Origin of the sequence: Yersinia sp. Marseille-Q5920, from assembly GCF_946902935.1 — a bacterium.
In the GTDB taxonomy this organism is placed as follows: Bacteria; Pseudomonadota; Gammaproteobacteria; order Enterobacterales; family Enterobacteriaceae; genus Yersinia; species Yersinia rochesterensis.
In genome coordinates this window covers 112,174-128,213 of record NZ_CAMPQA010000005.1, presented here as the reverse complement: position 1 = coordinate 128,213, position 16,040 = coordinate 112,174, and the positions used below count along the sequence as shown (strand labels likewise).

The following is a 16,040-nucleotide window of genomic DNA, read 5'->3' as shown; positions in this document are numbered from 1 at the left end:
CAATCACGCAACAACCCGCGCCAATTTCACTGCGCATTTCTTGAAGTCAGTTTCTTTGGATAAGGGATCAGTGGCATCCAGCGTCAGGTTATTCACCAGCTGCGCGGCATCAAAGAACGGCATATACACCAGCCCTTGTGGCGGGCGGTTACGGCCACGAGTTTCGACCAGCGAAATCACTTCGCCACGGCGTGAAATCACTTTCACTTTGTCACCGCGCCGTAAATCACGGGCTTTAGCATCCAATGGGTGAATGAATAGCACGGCTTCTGGGAAAGCACGATGTAACTCCGGCACACGGCGGGTCATGGAACCGGTGTGCCAATGCTCCAGCACGCGGCCAGTGGAGAGCCACAGGTCATATTCCTGATCCGGGCTTTCGGCGGCGGGTTCATAAGGCAGCGCGAATATCACCGCTTTACCATCCGGTTTGCCATAAAAACGGACATCCTCGCCTTTCGGTACAAAGGGGTCAAAACCTTCGCGATAACGCCAGAGAGTTTCTTTACCATTTACCACTGGCCAGCGCAGACCGCGCTCTTGGTGGTAGCGGTCGAACGGCGCTAAATCATGACCATGGCCACGGCCAAATTCGGCATACTCTTCAAACAACCCTTTTTGCAGGTAGAAACCGAAGTCGCGCGCTTCATCATTTAATTGGTCAGCAGGAATCTCACTCAACGGATATTTATTCACCACATTGTTGGCAAACAGCACGTCATACAGTGTCTTACCGCGATATTCCGGTTTTTTGTCAATAAGCTCGGCTGGCCACACTTCTTCAACTTTGAAGCGTTTGGCAAACTCAACCATCTGCCATAAATCAGATTTTGCCTCACCCGGTGCCGGCACTTGTTGCCGCCAGAATTGGGTACGGCGCTCGGCATTACCGTAAGCGCCCTCTTTCTCGACCCACATGGCGGTCGGCAAGATAAGGTCCGCGGCCAGTGCACTGATGGTGGGATAAGGGTCTGAAACCACAATAAAGTTACGCGGATCGCGCCAACCCGGCATGCGGTCTTCATTGATATTTGGCCCGGCCTGCATGTTGTTATTGCACATCACCCAGTAGGCGTTGAGAGTGCCATCTTTCAGCGCGCGGTCTTGTGCCACTGCATGTAAACCGACTTTTTCTGGAATAGTGCCCGGCGGTAGCTGCCATTTGGTTTCGGCAATTTGGCGATGTTTTTCATTGGTGACCACCATGTCGGCGGGCAGGCGGTGGGAGAAAGTCCCCACTTCACGGGCTGTACCGCAAGCAGAAGGCTGGCCGGTCAGAGAGAAAGGCCCAGAACCCGGTTTAGAAATTTTGCCGGTTAACAGGTGCAGGTTGTAGCACATGTTATTGGCCCACACACCACGGGTATGCTGGTTAAAGCCCATGGTCCAGTAGGACACCAGCTTCACTTTAGGGTCTGCATATAGCTGCGCCAGTGACTCCAATTGGTCTTCCGGCACGCCGCTCATTTTGGCGGTTTTTTCCAGTGTGTACTCTGCCACAAAAGCTTTAAAATCATCAAAGCTCATTGGCTCAGAGGCATCGCTACCGGGATTTTTAGCCGCTTTTTCCAGTGGATGTGTTGGCCGTAAACCATAACCGATGTCCGTCGCACCCCGGCGGAAATTCACATGGCGGTCAAGGAAGCCCTGATCAACTGCATTATTTTGAATAATGTAATTGGCGATATAATTCATAATCGCCAAATCGGTCTGCGGGGTAAAGACCATCGGGTTATCGGCCAGTTCAAAGCTGCGATGCTCAAAAGTAGACAGTACAGCGATTCTGACATTGTCATCAGTCAGGCGACGGCTGGTCATACGCGACCATAAGATAGGGTGCATCTCCGCCATATTGGAGCCCCAGAGCACAAAGGCATCTGCTTCTTCAATATCATCAAAGCACCCCATCGGCTCATCCATACCAAAGGTGCGCATAAAGCCCACCACGGAAGAAGCCATACAGTGGCGTGCATTGGGATCAAGGTTGTTGGAGCGGAAACCGGCTTTCAGTAATTTGGATGCTGCGTACCCTTCCCACACCGTCCACTGGCCGGAGCCGAACATGCCTACCGCCGTCGGGCCTTTTTCTTTCAGCGCATTTTTAAATTTCAGTTCCATGATATCAAAGGCTTTTTCCCAGCTTACTGGGGTGAAATCGCCCTCTTTATCATATTGACCGTCTTTCATGCGCAACAGCGGCTGAGTCAGGCGGTCTTTGCCGTACATGATTTTAGGCAGGAAATAGCCTTTTATGCAGTTCAACCCACGGTTGACCGGTGAATCCGGGTCACCTTGAGATGCCACGATTCGGCCATTTTGCGTGCCGACCAAAACACCGCAGCCAGTACCACAGAATCGGCAAGGCGCTTTATCCCATTTTATTGCATTTGTTGTCTCGCCCACAGCAGCCTTGGCGACAGTGGGTATGGTCAATCCGGCAGCGCACGCCGCCGCAACTGCGGCATTGGCCTTCATAAAATCCCGGCGACTGAGTTTCATGGCATTTCCTCACCTTGCTGATCCTGCTGGTGATAAACCAGCGATACAGCCAACACACCATCCAGATTGCGTGCTGACTCAATATAATTCAGGAGCACGTCTGAGCGCGCTGCCTGCATAACCACCACCAATTTACCCAGAGCGGTATCACTGGTGGGTATTTCTGTTCCCGGAATCGCCAATAGGCTGTCGATTAGCGGCGCTATTCGCGCAGGTTTGGCTTGTATTACCAATCCACAGACATGCCATTCTTTATCGTCCATCTTCACTCCGGGTGAGGGTTACTGCCTGGACTGGGCAACTGGGTACACAGGCACCACAGCCGGTACAAGCAGGAAGGTCTAATTCGGGTTGAGCAATACCATTTAGCCGTGGGCGGAATTTAATCGCCCGCGTTTCACAACTGTCCTGACAACTGCGACATTCAATATTGTGAAAAGGTAAACAGCAGTCTGATATGTTGATTTTTAGCGACCAGGCGGGCAGTGCGGTCGCGGTGAAAACATCCGCTTCACAGGCCTGTACACAGGCTTGACAGAAATTGCACTCGGCACGCTGAAAATCTATTTCGGGGAACCCACCACTACCAGCAATCAACACGCCAGTTTCACAAGTGGCAACACAGTCATGGCAACGCGTACAGCCAGCAATAAAATCGCTTTCGATGACTGACCACGGTGGCCGAATCACTGAGGGCTGCTGCTTACCGGCTTGCCAAAAGCCAGTCAACAATTTACGCCGTGATAAATCAGTCATGCTGATATCCTTAACATCTACTGGCGCGCGTGCGTATACGTGAGCTAAGTGTTCATTTAAAGCTTGGTGAGTTACACCAATATAATGATAATAATTCTTATTTGTATTAAAGAAGATTCCCCAGTGTTGAGGTATTAGATACAGAATAATGAGTAATAAAATAATTACTCTTTAGAGTTAATCGTCGGTAGATATTGAGCAAGATCAATTAATTTAGTGGTTATTTGCGTGGTTTCTCACTGTTAAATCTATTTGCGTTATTACATTTTTTATATAACGATTCATTTGATGAGAATCGCTATCAAAAAGAAATGCAATTTAGTCATTATTCTTCAGATAAATTGCCGCTGTTAAATGAATTTGGCCGGCGTTTTAAGGTACACTCAAAGCGTGGTTAAACTAACTATGATGGATAACATGGTCGGCCAAATTAACGACCCCAAATAATCCACGATCAACAGCCAATCATTTAATGTTATTGGTTACAGGGACCTTACTTATCATGACCCAAAATCACACCATTATGATCGTTGATGATCATCCTCTCATGCGCCGTGGGATAAAACAGTTACTTGAACTGGATAGCAATTTTAATGTGATTGCTGAAGCCAACTGCGGCAGCGATGCTATTACCAAAGCGGCCGCGTGTCAGCCGGATGTCATTCTGCTTGATCTGAACATGAAAGGAATGTCTGGGCTGGATACCTTGAAAGCATTACGCAATGAAGGCATAGATGCGCGAATTATTGTTTTGACTGTCTCTGATGCGCGCAGTGATGTGTATGCAATGATAGATGCTGGTGCAGATGGCTACCTGCTCAAAGACAGCGAACCTGAAATATTGCTAGAAAATATCCGCCTTGCTGCAAAGGGTGAGAAAGTATTCAGTGATGAGGTCACACAATATTTATCTTCCCGACACGAACAGGTTAATCCATTCTCTGAATTAACCGAGCGGGAATTAGATGTTTTGCAAGAGGTCGCACGCGGAATGTCCAATAAACAGGTCGCGTTTGAGTTACACATTTCTGAAGAGACGGTAAAAGTGCATATTCGTAATTTATTACGGAAACTGAATGTTCGCTCGCGTGTTGCGGCAACCATCCTATTTTTAGAAAATAAAAAATACTAATAACTACCCTATTATCTATACCCTAAGTAATTCGAGTTGCAGGAAGGCGGAAAGAGAGAAAATCCCGATGAGCTTACTGTAGTAAGTGATACGGGTTATTGAACGTCGCCAACGCACATGCAGCTTGAAGTATGACGGGTATAATAGCAGCCAAGCTATTAGGTTATTCAATGGCTGCTAAAATAAAAACATGGTTATCGTCTATCCATTTTTTATTCAGTGGCCCCCAGCTATCTAACCGGTAATATCCAGCATTATTGCGCACCCCATCCTGCACAAATGTCATTGTAATGCCCAATCCTGGCAGCGCTTTCAAGACATCCTGCAATGTGCGCCGCGGCCACCCCGTCAATTCCATTAAGCGCGGCACATTCAATGACTCCCCTCGGCTGATAAGCCAGCAAAGGTAGAGACGACGAGCAAATACCGGATTAAGTTCCATAATACCTTCCTAGGTTGGATAGCTACTCAATAGTCTACTTGATAGCCGAAAAAACGCCTGTTTATCATTCTTATCACCATCAAGATGAATTAACTCAAATTTTAACGATGTTATTTACAGCTTCTCCTTATTTTCTTCACGTTTTATGCCGGATTCCCGCGTAAAGTGCATGGTAGATTCTGCTGCATTTAACTTGAGAGGCTGGCACTGCATGGCAAATTTTTTCATCGACCGCCCAATCTTTGCTTGGGTATTGGCGATAATTTTGTGTCTTACTGGCGCATTGGCAATCTCCACCCTCCCGGTTGAGCAATATCCCAACCTTGCACCGCCAAATGTGCGCATCAGTGCCTCCTATCCCGGAGCTTCGGCGCAAACACTGGAAAATACTGTCACGCAGGTCATAGAACAAAGTATGACCGGGCTGGATAACTTGCTGTATATGTCGTCACAAAGCAGCAGCGCAGGTACGGCCACCGTCACGTTGACTTTCCAGGCGGGCACTAACCCCAATGAAGCTATGCAGCAAGTGCAAAACCAGCTGCAATCGGCGACCAAAAAACTGCCGCAGGATGTCCAGCAGCAAGGTATTTCAGTTTCCAAATCCGGTGATAGCACCTTGATGATGCTGGCCTTTGTGTCCACCGATGACAGCATGGATAAACAAGATATTGCCGACTATGTCGCCAGTAATCTGCAAGATCCACTGAGCCGAATCGAAGGGGTTGGCAGTATCAATGCTTTTGGCTCGCAATATGCAATGCGGATTTGGCTCGACCCCAATAAGCTCAATAATTATCAACTGACGACACAAGATATTGTCACCGCCATCCAATCACAAAATAGCCAAATTGCGGTGGGCCAGCTTGGGGGGACGCCCGCGGTAGACAGCCAATCTTTGAATGCCACGATTAATGCACAATCCCAATTGCAAACACCCGAGCAATTCAGAGCTATCACGCTGCGAGTCAATCAGGACGGTTCGTTGGTCACACTGGGTGACGTCGCAAAAGTCGAATTGGGTGCAGAGAATTACAATTACCTTAGCCGCTACAATGGCCAGGCCGCATCGGGGATGAGTATTCAGTTGGCTTCCGGTGCCAACGAATTGCAAACCGATGCTCTGGTGAAAGCGCGTATTGCCGAACTGACGCCTTTCTTCCCCCATGGCCTTGAGGCAAAAGTCGCTTACGAAACCACCCCCTTTGTGAAAGCTTCCATTAAGGATGTGGTGAAAACATTGCTGGAAGCCATTTTGCTGGTTTTCCTGGTGATGTATTTGTTCTTACAAAACTTCCGCGCCACACTCATTCCGACTATCGCCGTGCCGGTGGTGTTATTGGGCACTTTCGCGATACTGTCGGCATTCGGTTTCAGTATCAATACCTTAACCATGTTTGCCATTGTGTTAGCCATCGGCCTGTTAGTCGATGATGCTATCGTGGTGGTGGAAAACGTGGAGCGCGTGATGAGCGAAGAAGGGCTTGATCCGCGCGAAGCCACCCGTAAATCTATGGGGCAAATTCAGGGTGCACTGGTGGGCATTGCGCTGGTGCTGTCGGCGGTGTTTATCCCGATGGCTTTCTTCGGTGGCACCACCGGGGCCATTTACCGCCAGTTCTCCATTACTATCGTCTCCGCCATGGTGCTTTCCGTACTGGTGGCTTTGATTCTGACCCCGGCACTTTGCGCCACCATGCTCAAACCCATCAAACCGGGGCATCATCATGCCAAACGCGGTTTTTTTGGCTGGTTTAACCGCATGTTTGACCGCAATGCGCACCGCTACGAGCGGGGCGTAGCGCGCGTATTGCACCATAGTGCGCGTTATATGCTGCTGTATGTATTGCTGTTAGGTGGGCTGGCACTGCTGTTTATCAAGTTACCGACTTCATTTTTGCCGCTGGAAGACCGTGGCGTGTTTATGGCGCAAGTGCAACTTCCTGTCGGCTCCACTCAGCAACAAACACTCAAAGTGGTGCAGAAAGTCGAGAATTACTTCCTGACAGCAGAGAAAAATAATGTGCTGTCGGTATTCGCTACCGTGGGGTCCGGCCCCGGCGGTAATGGCCAAAACGTCGCGCGCTTGTTCATTCGGCTGGCAGATTGGGAACAGCGAAAAGACAGCAATGACTCATCTTTTGCCATTATTGAACGCGCCACCAAAGTGTTTAATAAAATTGTCGAGGCCCGAGTCTCGGTCAGCAGCCCACCGGCCATTTCAGGTTTAGGTGGCTCATCAGGTTTTGATATGGAATTACAAGATCACGGCGGCTTAGGCCACGATAAACTGATGGCCGCCCGTGACCAATTACTGCAAATGGCTGCCCAAGACCCCGCGCTGACTCGCGTGCGCCATAACGGGTTAGATGATAGCCCGCAATTGCAGATAGATATTGATCAGCGCAAAGCACAAGCACTGGGCGTGTCATTGGATGATATTAACAACACGCTAAAAACCGCGTGGGGTTCGACTTACGTTAATGACTTTGTTGACCGCGGCCGAGTGAAGAAAGTGTATGTCCAATCCGAAGCCACGGCGCGGATGCTGCCGGAAGACGTCAACAAATGGTTTGTGCGCAATAAAAGTGGCAGCATGGTGCCTTTCTCGGCATTTTCTACCACCCGCTGGGAATATGGGTCGCCGCGGCTGGAGCGCTACAACGGCTATTCGGCATTAGAAATTGTCGGCGAAGCCGCTCCGGGCGTCAGTACCGGTACCGCCATGAATGTGATGGAAGGGTTGGTTAAACAACTGCCCAATGGATTCGGCCTGGAATGGACGGGAATGTCCTATCAGGAGCGGCTATCTGGCTCACAAGCGCCGGCGTTGTATGCTATCTCGCTATTAGTGGTGTTTTTATGTCTGGCGGCGTTATATGAAAGTTGGTCGATACCCTTCTCGGTGATGTTAGTGGTGCCGCTCGGAGTGATTGGGGCGGTCGCTGCCACCTGGATGCGGGGCTTGGAAAATGATGTCTATTTCCAAGTCGGATTGCTGACCATTATTGGGCTATCCGCCAAAAATGCCATATTGATTGTCGAATTTGCCAGTGAGTTGAACCATAAAGGCAAGGATTTGGTGGAGGCGACGCTTGAAGCTTCCCGCCTGCGGTTGCGGCCAATTCTGATGACATCACTGGCATTTATCTTTGGTGTATTGCCGATGGCTATCAGTCAAGGCGCTGGCTCAGGTAGCCAACATGCGGTGGGTACCGGCGTGATGGGCGGGATGATTTCTGCAACTGTGCTGGCTATTTTCTTCGTGCCACTGTTCTTTGTCTTGGTTCGCCGCCGCTTCCCTGGCAGACCGCCGCGCGTGAAACAACAATAGGCCAACACTGGCGGCTTGAAAACCGGCGGCTTGAAAGATGACGGGCATAAAAAAGGCAGAAGCTATAAAGTTTCTGCCTTTCTGCGAGCGAAGCCTCGCCCCTTGGTGTGTATCGATAAAACAACAAAAGATATCAATTCTTACTGCTGGTTTATTCGCTTATGCCTTGCGCAGCATAGCCTCGATAAACTCTTTCCACGTACTTAATTCAAAATCGACCATAACTTCCTCTTCAATTATCGCGACTCATTATACGCCTATTTTTTGAACAGTCAAAATTGAAAACCGCCGAATGAGAAAGCCAGCGAATGGGCGACAAACCCGGCCTACTTTGGGGGAAGCTGGCCGGGGTCACCCAGTTTATTAATGCTGCAAGGCAGATTTACACTTTAGGGAAGACCCATAAATGCTCCACAGGCAAAGAGAGCTGGCAGAGTTCTTCCTGCCCCACTTTCGCGCCATAAGCACGGATGACAAAATCCTCAGCCGCCGTGCGGAACAGGTATTCCCAGCGGTCTCCCAGATACATGCTGGTTAGCAGAGGTAAAGTCAGTTGGTTGCCATTCGGGTCATCCCCTAGACAGACGCGCTCCACGCGGATCACCGCCGTCCCCTCCTGACCAGCAATAACCCCCTCAGCAGCCCGTCCCCATAAGGCCCAATCTTTACCCTCGATTCGCGCCTTACCCTCATGTACCTGCGTAACCTTGCCGTGTAAGCGGTTATTGCTGCCCATAAATTCAGCCGTGAATAACGTCGATGGCGAGCCGTACATTTCCTGTGGCGTACCTTGCTGCTCAATTTTCCCATTATTAAGCAATAAGATACGATCCGATATTGCCATGGCCTCGTTTTGGTCATGGGTGACCATAAGTGCGGACAAGCCGAGTTTAATGATCAATTCGCGCAAGAATACCCGCGCTTCTTCGCGCAGTTTGGCGTCCAGATTCGACAGCGGCTCATCCAGCAAAATCACCGGCGGGTTGTAAATCAGTGCTCGACCAATGGCTACACGTTGCTGCTGACCACCGGAAAGTTGGTGAGGATGACGATGGCCCAATTCCCCCAGTCCCAATTGATCCAGTACATTTTGTACCCGTCGGGTGATTTCTACCGCCGAGATTTTGCGTAATTTCAACGGGTAAGCAATATTCTCAAACACCGTTTTATGTGGCCACAAAGCATAAGACTGGAACACCAAGCCCAGATTGCGTTCTTCAGCAGGGATTTCATGGCGCGACATACCGTCATAAACTGTATTTTCACCAATGATAATGCACCCTTGCACCGGCTTTTCCAGCCCGGCAACTGCCCGCAATAACGTCGTTTTGCCACTCCCCGATGGCCCCAGCAGTGAGACGACCTCACCGCGCTTTAATTGCATCGATACCCCTTTTAATACGGGGTTATCGCCATAAGTTAAATGCAAGTTATCTACTGAAAGTTCAATCATTTAATTTAACTCCAAAGCGCAATGCAACACCCAGCCCCAACACCACCAGCAGGATATTAATAAAAGAGAGTGCGGCGACGATATCAATCGCACCAGCCGCCCACAGCGAGACCAACATTGAGCCGATCGTTTCCGTCCCCGGAGAAAGCAGATAAACCCCGGTGGAATATTCGCGCTCAAAAATCAAGAACATCAGCAACCACGAGCCAATCAGACCATAGCGGGCTAACGGAATGGTGACATGGCGAGTGACCTGGCCCCGGCTGGCCCCATTGCTGCGCGCCGCTTCTTCCAACTCTGGCCCCACTTGTAGCAATGTCGAGGAAATCAGCCGTAGACCATAGGCCATCCACACCACGGTGTAGGCCAACCAAACGCTGAAGATGGTGCTGCGCAAAGAACGGAGCCACACCACCAGATGTTCCCGCAACCATTCAGCCATCGGCAAGACAGATAACCAGCCCTCTTTCAATGAGTTATCCAGCCACATTGGCAAAAACAGGAAGACCCAGAGGAATGCCAGCCCCGCCAGCAAGCCCGGAACCGCACGCGGCACCAGCACGCTGTAGTCGAGAAAGCGCGTGACGCCATCCGGCTTGCGGTGCATGGCAATGCCGATAAACAGATAACAGATAACCGCCAGCGCACCGCCGAACACCCCGATGGCCATTGAGTTGACGATAGCGCGCAACAGATTAGGTTGCTGCCAAATAGTGCGGAAAGTCTCGATAGATAACTCATCCCAGATAGATATCCCCACCCCCCAGTTGGACACAAAAGCGCGCAGCACCACCCCCAGCAGCGGGACGCCAATAGTGACGGTTAGCCAAAAGGCCACCACGCCCCCCGCCACCCAACGCCATTTGCCCAATGGTAAGAGTCGCGCCTGAGCAGCTTTGCCTTTGACTGTCACGAAACGATTAGCGGTGCGCATCAATACGCGCTGTAACATCACTAACGGAATAGTGATGCAGATAAGCACCACGGCAACCGCGGCCATTAGATGGTAGGACGGAGTACCCAGTTTATTGGTCAACTGGTAGAGATAAGTTGCCAGCACCAGGTTGCCCTCAGGATCACCCAATACCAACATCAGCCCAAACACTTCCAGCCCGAGGAAGAACAGTAATACCGTGGCATAGAGGATTGACGGGCGCACCATCGGCAAACTCACCGAACTCATGACCTGTAGAGGAGAGGCCCCCGCCGTGCGCGCGGCTTCTTCAACATCAGAACCCACACTGCGTAATGCCGATGAGATATACAAATAAGCATGGGGAACATGCGTTAAGCCGGCAATCACCACAATGCTGGACATGGCATAAATATTCCACGGCACCACGCCCAGTAAGGTTTCCGCCCACAAGGACATAAAACCCACCGGCCCGACCGCCACCACGTAACCAAACGCCAGCACCATCGGGGAAACAAAAATAGGCACCAAAATTAAGGGTTCTATTATCCGCCGCCCCGGTAAGTCCGTCCTGACCATCAGAAAGGCCAGGATCCCCCCGAGCGGAATAGCAATAACCACCAGCCCGAAGGCCAGAATAAATCCGCTTTTCAGTGCCTTATAAAAATCAGGATCAGCAAAAATAAAGCGGAATGCTTCGAAGCTGAGCACTTTGGCGGGTGAGAAGAAAGGGGCTGAAAGGAAACTTTGAATAACAATAAATGACAGCGGTATGTAAATAACCAATGTTGTTATCAACACTACCAAGCCGCGCGGCAAGCCCTGCCACTTTCTGCGCAATGCTTTCATAATGAGTCCTGTGGGTTAGATATCCATGAATAACAAAGGGTAAATCAGGGGTGCGCACCGCCATCGGCAATACGCACCAGAGGAGGCCTTTATTTCGCCGCAGCAAGACGCCATTGCTTGATATAGTCCAGACGCTTAGCCTGCCCCATATATTCCAAGAGACTTTCATCAACCGGGATAGGCTTGAGTGCCGCCCCCAGTTTTTTGGTCATCCCGTCGATGTCATTACTGCCGTCGATATCATTGCGGATAGAAGGAATATCGGACTGATTAGCCAAAATATTTTGGCCTTTTTCCGATAGCACATAATTAAGCCACAGTTTGGCCGCATTATTATTGCCTGCATTTTTACTGATGAAAATGACGCGCGACAGCACCAAGGTGTAGTCCTGCGGGTAGGCAATCCCAAGAGAAGGGTCGGTTTTGGCTCGAGCTTCCGCGTAAGAACCGAGGAGATTGAAACCAATCAGATTTTCGCCGGATGACACTCTTTCCATCATCGTGCCGGTGGAAGACTGCACTGTCAGCCCCCCTTTGGCCATATCCGCCAAGGTCGCGAAATAGTTAGGATCAGCTTTGAAATCCTGTACTGACAGCATGAATCCTAAACCTGACTTTTCAATATCATAGGTGGTGACTTTCTTTTTGAATTTATCCGGCTGGCTGGCGATAAATTTGGCCAGGGCGGCGTGGGTGGTTGGGAAGTCGGCTGGCGGTATCAGCCGCTTGTTATAAATAAACACCACCGGCTCGTAAGTGGTGCCATAGGCTTTATTTTTCCATACCGCCCATGTGGGCAATTCTTGCTGTTCTGGCGAGAGATATTCCTGCGCATAATCAATCGCCAATTTCAGGGCAGTATCCATAGAGGAACTCCACACCACGTCACCACTACCACTGCCCGATGCTTGTTCACTGATATAACGGTTGTATAACTCGGTGCTATTCATGTCGTTATATTCAACTTTAATCCCCGGATAGGCGGCTTCAAAACCCTTAATCAGTGGGGCGGCAGCTTTGATATCCGTGGAGGCATACACCACCACTTTGCCCTCCTTTTGGGCACCTTCTACAATTTTTTGATAATCAGCGGGGTAATAAACTGGGGGTTGCGCTGCGGATTGAGCGGACATAGAGAAAGCCGCCAGTGCCACTGCGCTGATCATAAACACCTTAATCTTCCATAACATAGAATTAACTCCAATTTACATTTATGAAACCAATTACGAACATATATTCAATATCCATTAATTAGCAATGAAGTTAATTATTTGTCTTCCTATTTTGTGATAGTGCTCGTTTTTTAACCTTAACTTAGTGTAATTATCACTCAATAAAATTATCCACAAAGATTAGAGTGGAATACAAAAGGGGCCGATTAGTGAGTAAACCGCCACTTTGCTTGCCTGTTAGGTAATTCCGGAGTAGCGTGCACATATATCCCCTTCGCACTTGAAGCTGCAGGGGTGTTCGCTTGCTGCCTACCTGCAACGCCAAGTTCTTGGGATATAGCAAGTTCTTTGGACATATATTGGTAAAATACAGAGTAAAACCATGAAGCATTCTATTGATTCGCTGAAAGAGTTGGGCCGTTATGATGATGCAGTGGCAATGGCGCAAAACTTACTGCGCGGTGATCCCCATAACGCCAGCCTGCTGTATAAGATTGCCTCGCTGTATGATGTGCAAGGGTTAGAGTTGCAAGCGATCCCCTTCTATCGTGCTGCTATCGAGCATAATCTGGCGGGTCAAGAGTTACAGGAGGCTTATCTGGGGCTGGGTAGCACTTATCGAGCTTTGGGGTTATATCAAGAATCATTGGATACTTTTGATCGCGCGCTGGTGAGTTTCCCACAGGCCAAAGAAATAACCTTGTTCCGGGCGATGACCCTGTACAATCTGGGTGAAACCAAAGAAGCGGTCGCCACCTTATTGATATTGCTGGCTGAAACTTCAAATCATCAGGATATCAGCCTCTACCAGAAAGCCATTCGCCAATATGCTGCTGATCTTGACCGGATTGGCTAAAAACTCTTGGCTGCATTTTCGCCCTTATAGCCATCTGAATTAAAACCCCATTTTTCGTATTATGGGCAAATATAAGCAGTACCAGAAAACAAAAAGGCCACGTGATTGTGGCCCTCCCGCGTACCGAATTGCAGTATACTTACTCATTGTGACGATTATTTCAAATAGCACAAACTTTCTGATTTTGCATATTTTGTCGCCATTCCGGGCATCGAACCGGACGGTATGCCTCTGCATTTAGTATAACCTTGTTCAACTAACTTCCCTGTATAATAATAATTAAAACCTAAATTCACCACAAAACCAATAATCATCAATAAATACAGCAACTTGGAGCATGCCGTTTGTAACATAATCGATGCTCTACGGCCTTTAAAAATTGGTTCAATAGAAATAATGACTAATATTATTAAAAATAGTGGGGCTATTACTCCGGCGGCTATACTAAGTGAAGAAAAAACCAGAATGTCTGGGGATTCTGACCAATCTCTTAACTCATCAACCAGTATATACATTATGAAAATACATAGTGGTGTAAGAAGAAAGACGATAAAAGAAAATGCAATGCATCTCATTTTTAGTGGTATCTTTTCCATCAAAAATGCCCTCTAATTAACTCAGACATTACATTTTTAATGTATTTTCTCACTTCATATTGAGTAAATTCAATTCCCTTATCAAGCATTGCATCCATTTCAAGAGCAACAATGTCAACAATCCCTTGTTTTAAATCATTAGCTTTCTGTGCAATATCTTGTTGTGACTTTTCAATTAACTCAATAAGTTTATCTGTTATGCCAAATTTTTCATCAAGAGCGTTTAGACCTATTGCAGCAAAAAAACCAACAGTCACAGCAACAACTACTGGAGCAAGGGCTGATGCAAAGAATACTGTGGCTATAGTTCCCCCAAGCCATGCTGCACCAGAGGATAATCCTATCTTAACAATATCAGTTGCTAAACTGCCGATAAATTTAGCTAAGGAGACTTCGTCATTAAGAATATAATCAAGCGTTCTGAAAGCCGCAGCCACATAGAATGTTAATCGGGCTCCCTGTACAATTGAATTATTCAAACCATATTTACCAATACCTAAATCAACAACCTTGGGATTTTTAGCCGCAAATACTGGAGCATTAAGTACTTTACGGATTCCTGGATATCCGGTTAATTTAATTAACTCAGTGCCTTTATGATTGATATACATTGTCGCCTGAATACCCAAACCACCGAGATCAACAATAAGTTTTGATGTCGTGACCACATCCTTGATATTTGTTCCGTAGTTTACGACAACCTCACCTAATGGGCTTTGGGTAATATCAACCCAACCTTTTTGATATGTTCCCCAATCGGCTAGTACTTCATAGGCTTCTTCTGCCGTCAGGAACATAATGTCATGATTATTGTTGCGTAATAAATCACGGACTTTTAAATCGGGCAAATCCCTTGTATTACGCAGTACTGGATAATCAGGTACAAATTCGGAGGGAGCTTTATCGCCAGTAAGATACGGCGGTAGATTGGTTTTTTTGGCTGACTGGGCGAACTGCTGTGGCTCGGCCACTGACGAATCTACCACTGAACGGGAAGCGGCGGCCTGTAGCCCTCCCTGATAAGGGCCATGAGATGCCCACGTCTGTGACGGAATAAAAAAAGCTTTGCACGGGCAAGTTGAACGGCTATATAGCGTACTGGCGACATAATGCCCATGTACTATCTCGCCCGGATGCCCTCCACCCACGCTGTAGCTGCCGGGGTGTTTCCCGCACGAGACTTTACTGCCATTCACAGCGACCGGGTTATTAGCAAATGTCCTCTCTGCCATCCCCTCATGTACTATCCCGCCACAACTGGTTTTATCGCCTTTAACTATCCAATATCCGGTTGACATCAAACTTATTCCTTGTTTTATATAACATATCCATTGGGCGATTTTAGTCCTTTCGTGTTGATGAGTGTAATAATATTTGGGTTAAGGGAAGATTTAATTTTCTTGGTATATGACTCTAGCCTTCCTCGATCCTCTCCCCACCCAATTCAGCACTTCCCCCCCGATCCACGATTAGTTCATATTTGGGATCAAAGTCGTAGCAACTTGCGTTATCATCGAAGTATCTAGTCAACATTGATTCTTGGCGATCTAAATCATCGCCAGATAATTGTTGTTCGGAACTAACACGCACATATAGGTATTATTTTCCCATGTCAGATAACCCAGCAGCCCCATTATTGCGACTTTATGGCATTAAAAATTGTGACACCATAAAAAAGGCCCGTCGCTGGCTGGAAGAGCAAGGTATTACCTATCAGTTTCACGATTATCGCGTGGATGGATTGAGTGACGAGCAGTTGCAAGGTTTTATCGATAAACTGGGTTGGGAGCCGTTGCTGAACACCCGTGGTACCACCTGGCGCAAACTGCCGCAGACCCAGCGCGATACCATCACTGATGCGCAATCGGCCAAATTACTGATGCTGGAGCAGCCCGCTATCATCAAACGCCCGCTGCTGGAAGCCGCCAATGGCGAGATGCTATTGGGCTTCAAAATAGAAAGTTACCAACTATTTATTCAGCAACATCTGGCGCAACAAAACATGACCCATAACCAAAACGCTATTGAGGTGCAATAA

General features: G+C 48.3%; 13 protein-coding genes. 4 read left to right on the top strand and 9 right to left on the bottom strand.

Features of this window, described 5'->3' with window-relative positions:
* Positions 1–3: 3 nt before the first annotated feature.
* From napA to napF, 3 genes are read right to left on the bottom strand one after another with little or no spacing between them, the layout of a single operon-like run.
* Positions 4–2,499 carry a nitrate reductase catalytic subunit NapA gene (gene napA, locus OVO64_RS08935; RefSeq protein ID WP_038635047.1) on the bottom strand — a complete coding sequence of 832 codons (2,496 nt, stop codon included), beginning with the start codon at positions 2,497–2,499 and terminating at the stop codon, positions 4–6.
* Complete coding sequence (gene napD, locus OVO64_RS08930) at positions 2,496–2,762, bottom strand: chaperone NapD (protein ID WP_019081761.1); 267 nt, start codon at positions 2,760–2,762, stop codon at positions 2,496–2,498. Before napD ends, napA begins: the two co-directional genes overlap by 4 nt.
* The gene (napF, locus tag OVO64_RS08925) at positions 2,752–3,255 is read right to left on the bottom strand and encodes a ferredoxin-type protein NapF (protein WP_038635051.1); all 504 of its coding nucleotides are present in this window, start codon (positions 3,253–3,255) and stop codon (positions 2,752–2,754) included. Before napF ends, napD begins: the two co-directional genes overlap by 11 nt.
* 502 nt (positions 3,256–3,757) lie before the next feature.
* Here napF and narP point away from each other — a divergent pair.
* Positions 3,758–4,387, top strand: a complete 630-nt coding sequence (narP, locus tag OVO64_RS08920; RefSeq protein WP_038635054.1) for a nitrate/nitrite response regulator protein NarP — start codon at positions 3,758–3,760, stop codon at positions 4,385–4,387.
* Between the two features lie 163 nt (positions 4,388–4,550).
* Here the strand turns inward: narP and OVO64_RS08915 are convergent, their stop codons facing one another.
* Entirely contained in the window at positions 4,551–4,829 is a 279-nt protein-coding gene (locus OVO64_RS08915) for a winged helix-turn-helix domain-containing protein (RefSeq protein WP_038635056.1), read from the bottom strand.
* Between the two features lie 211 nt (positions 4,830–5,040).
* On the opposite strand from OVO64_RS08915, the gene acrD reads away from it, so the two are divergent.
* Entirely contained in the window at positions 5,041–8,163 is a 3,123-nt protein-coding gene (gene acrD, locus OVO64_RS08910) for a multidrug efflux RND transporter permease AcrD (protein ID WP_038635059.1), read from the top strand.
* Positions 8,164–8,545: 382 nt separating this feature from the next.
* Here acrD and OVO64_RS08905 read toward each other — a convergent pair whose 3' ends face one another.
* From OVO64_RS08905 to OVO64_RS08895, 3 genes are all read right to left on the bottom strand, one after another.
* Positions 8,546–9,616: an ABC transporter ATP-binding protein gene (locus OVO64_RS08905; protein ID WP_038635062.1), complete on the bottom strand. Its 1,071-nt coding sequence runs from the start codon at positions 9,614–9,616 to the stop codon at positions 8,546–8,548.
* Positions 9,609–11,378: an ABC transporter permease gene (locus tag OVO64_RS08900; protein ID WP_038635065.1), complete on the bottom strand. Its 1,770-nt coding sequence runs from the start codon at positions 11,376–11,378 to the stop codon at positions 9,609–9,611. Before OVO64_RS08900 ends, OVO64_RS08905 begins: the two co-directional genes overlap by 8 nt.
* A gap of 89 nt (positions 11,379–11,467) precedes the next feature.
* Entirely contained in the window at positions 11,468–12,568 is a 1,101-nt protein-coding gene (locus OVO64_RS08895) for an ABC transporter substrate-binding protein (RefSeq protein WP_038635068.1), read from the bottom strand.
* Between the two features lie 364 nt (positions 12,569–12,932).
* On the opposite strand from OVO64_RS08895, the gene OVO64_RS08890 reads away from it, so the two are divergent.
* Positions 12,933–13,406: a tetratricopeptide repeat protein gene (locus OVO64_RS08890; protein ID WP_038635072.1), complete on the top strand. Its 474-nt coding sequence runs from the start codon at positions 12,933–12,935 to the stop codon at positions 13,404–13,406.
* A 155-nt stretch (positions 13,407–13,561) separates the two neighbouring features.
* On the opposite strand, the gene OVO64_RS08885 is transcribed toward OVO64_RS08890, so the two are convergent.
* Both OVO64_RS08885 and OVO64_RS08880 read right to left on the bottom strand, forming a co-directional pair.
* Positions 13,562–14,002, bottom strand: a complete 441-nt coding sequence (locus OVO64_RS08885; RefSeq protein WP_050291473.1) for a DUF1240 domain-containing protein — start codon at positions 14,000–14,002, stop codon at positions 13,562–13,564.
* Entirely contained in the window at positions 14,002–15,300 is a 1,299-nt protein-coding gene (locus tag OVO64_RS08880; RefSeq protein ID WP_050291474.1) for a PAAR domain-containing protein, read from the bottom strand. Before OVO64_RS08880 ends, OVO64_RS08885 begins: the two co-directional genes overlap by 1 nt.
* Before the next feature lie 311 nt (positions 15,301–15,611).
* On the opposite strand from OVO64_RS08880, the gene OVO64_RS08875 reads away from it, so the two are divergent.
* Entirely contained in the window at positions 15,612–16,040 is a 429-nt protein-coding gene (locus OVO64_RS08875; RefSeq protein WP_038635080.1) for an ArsC family reductase, read from the top strand.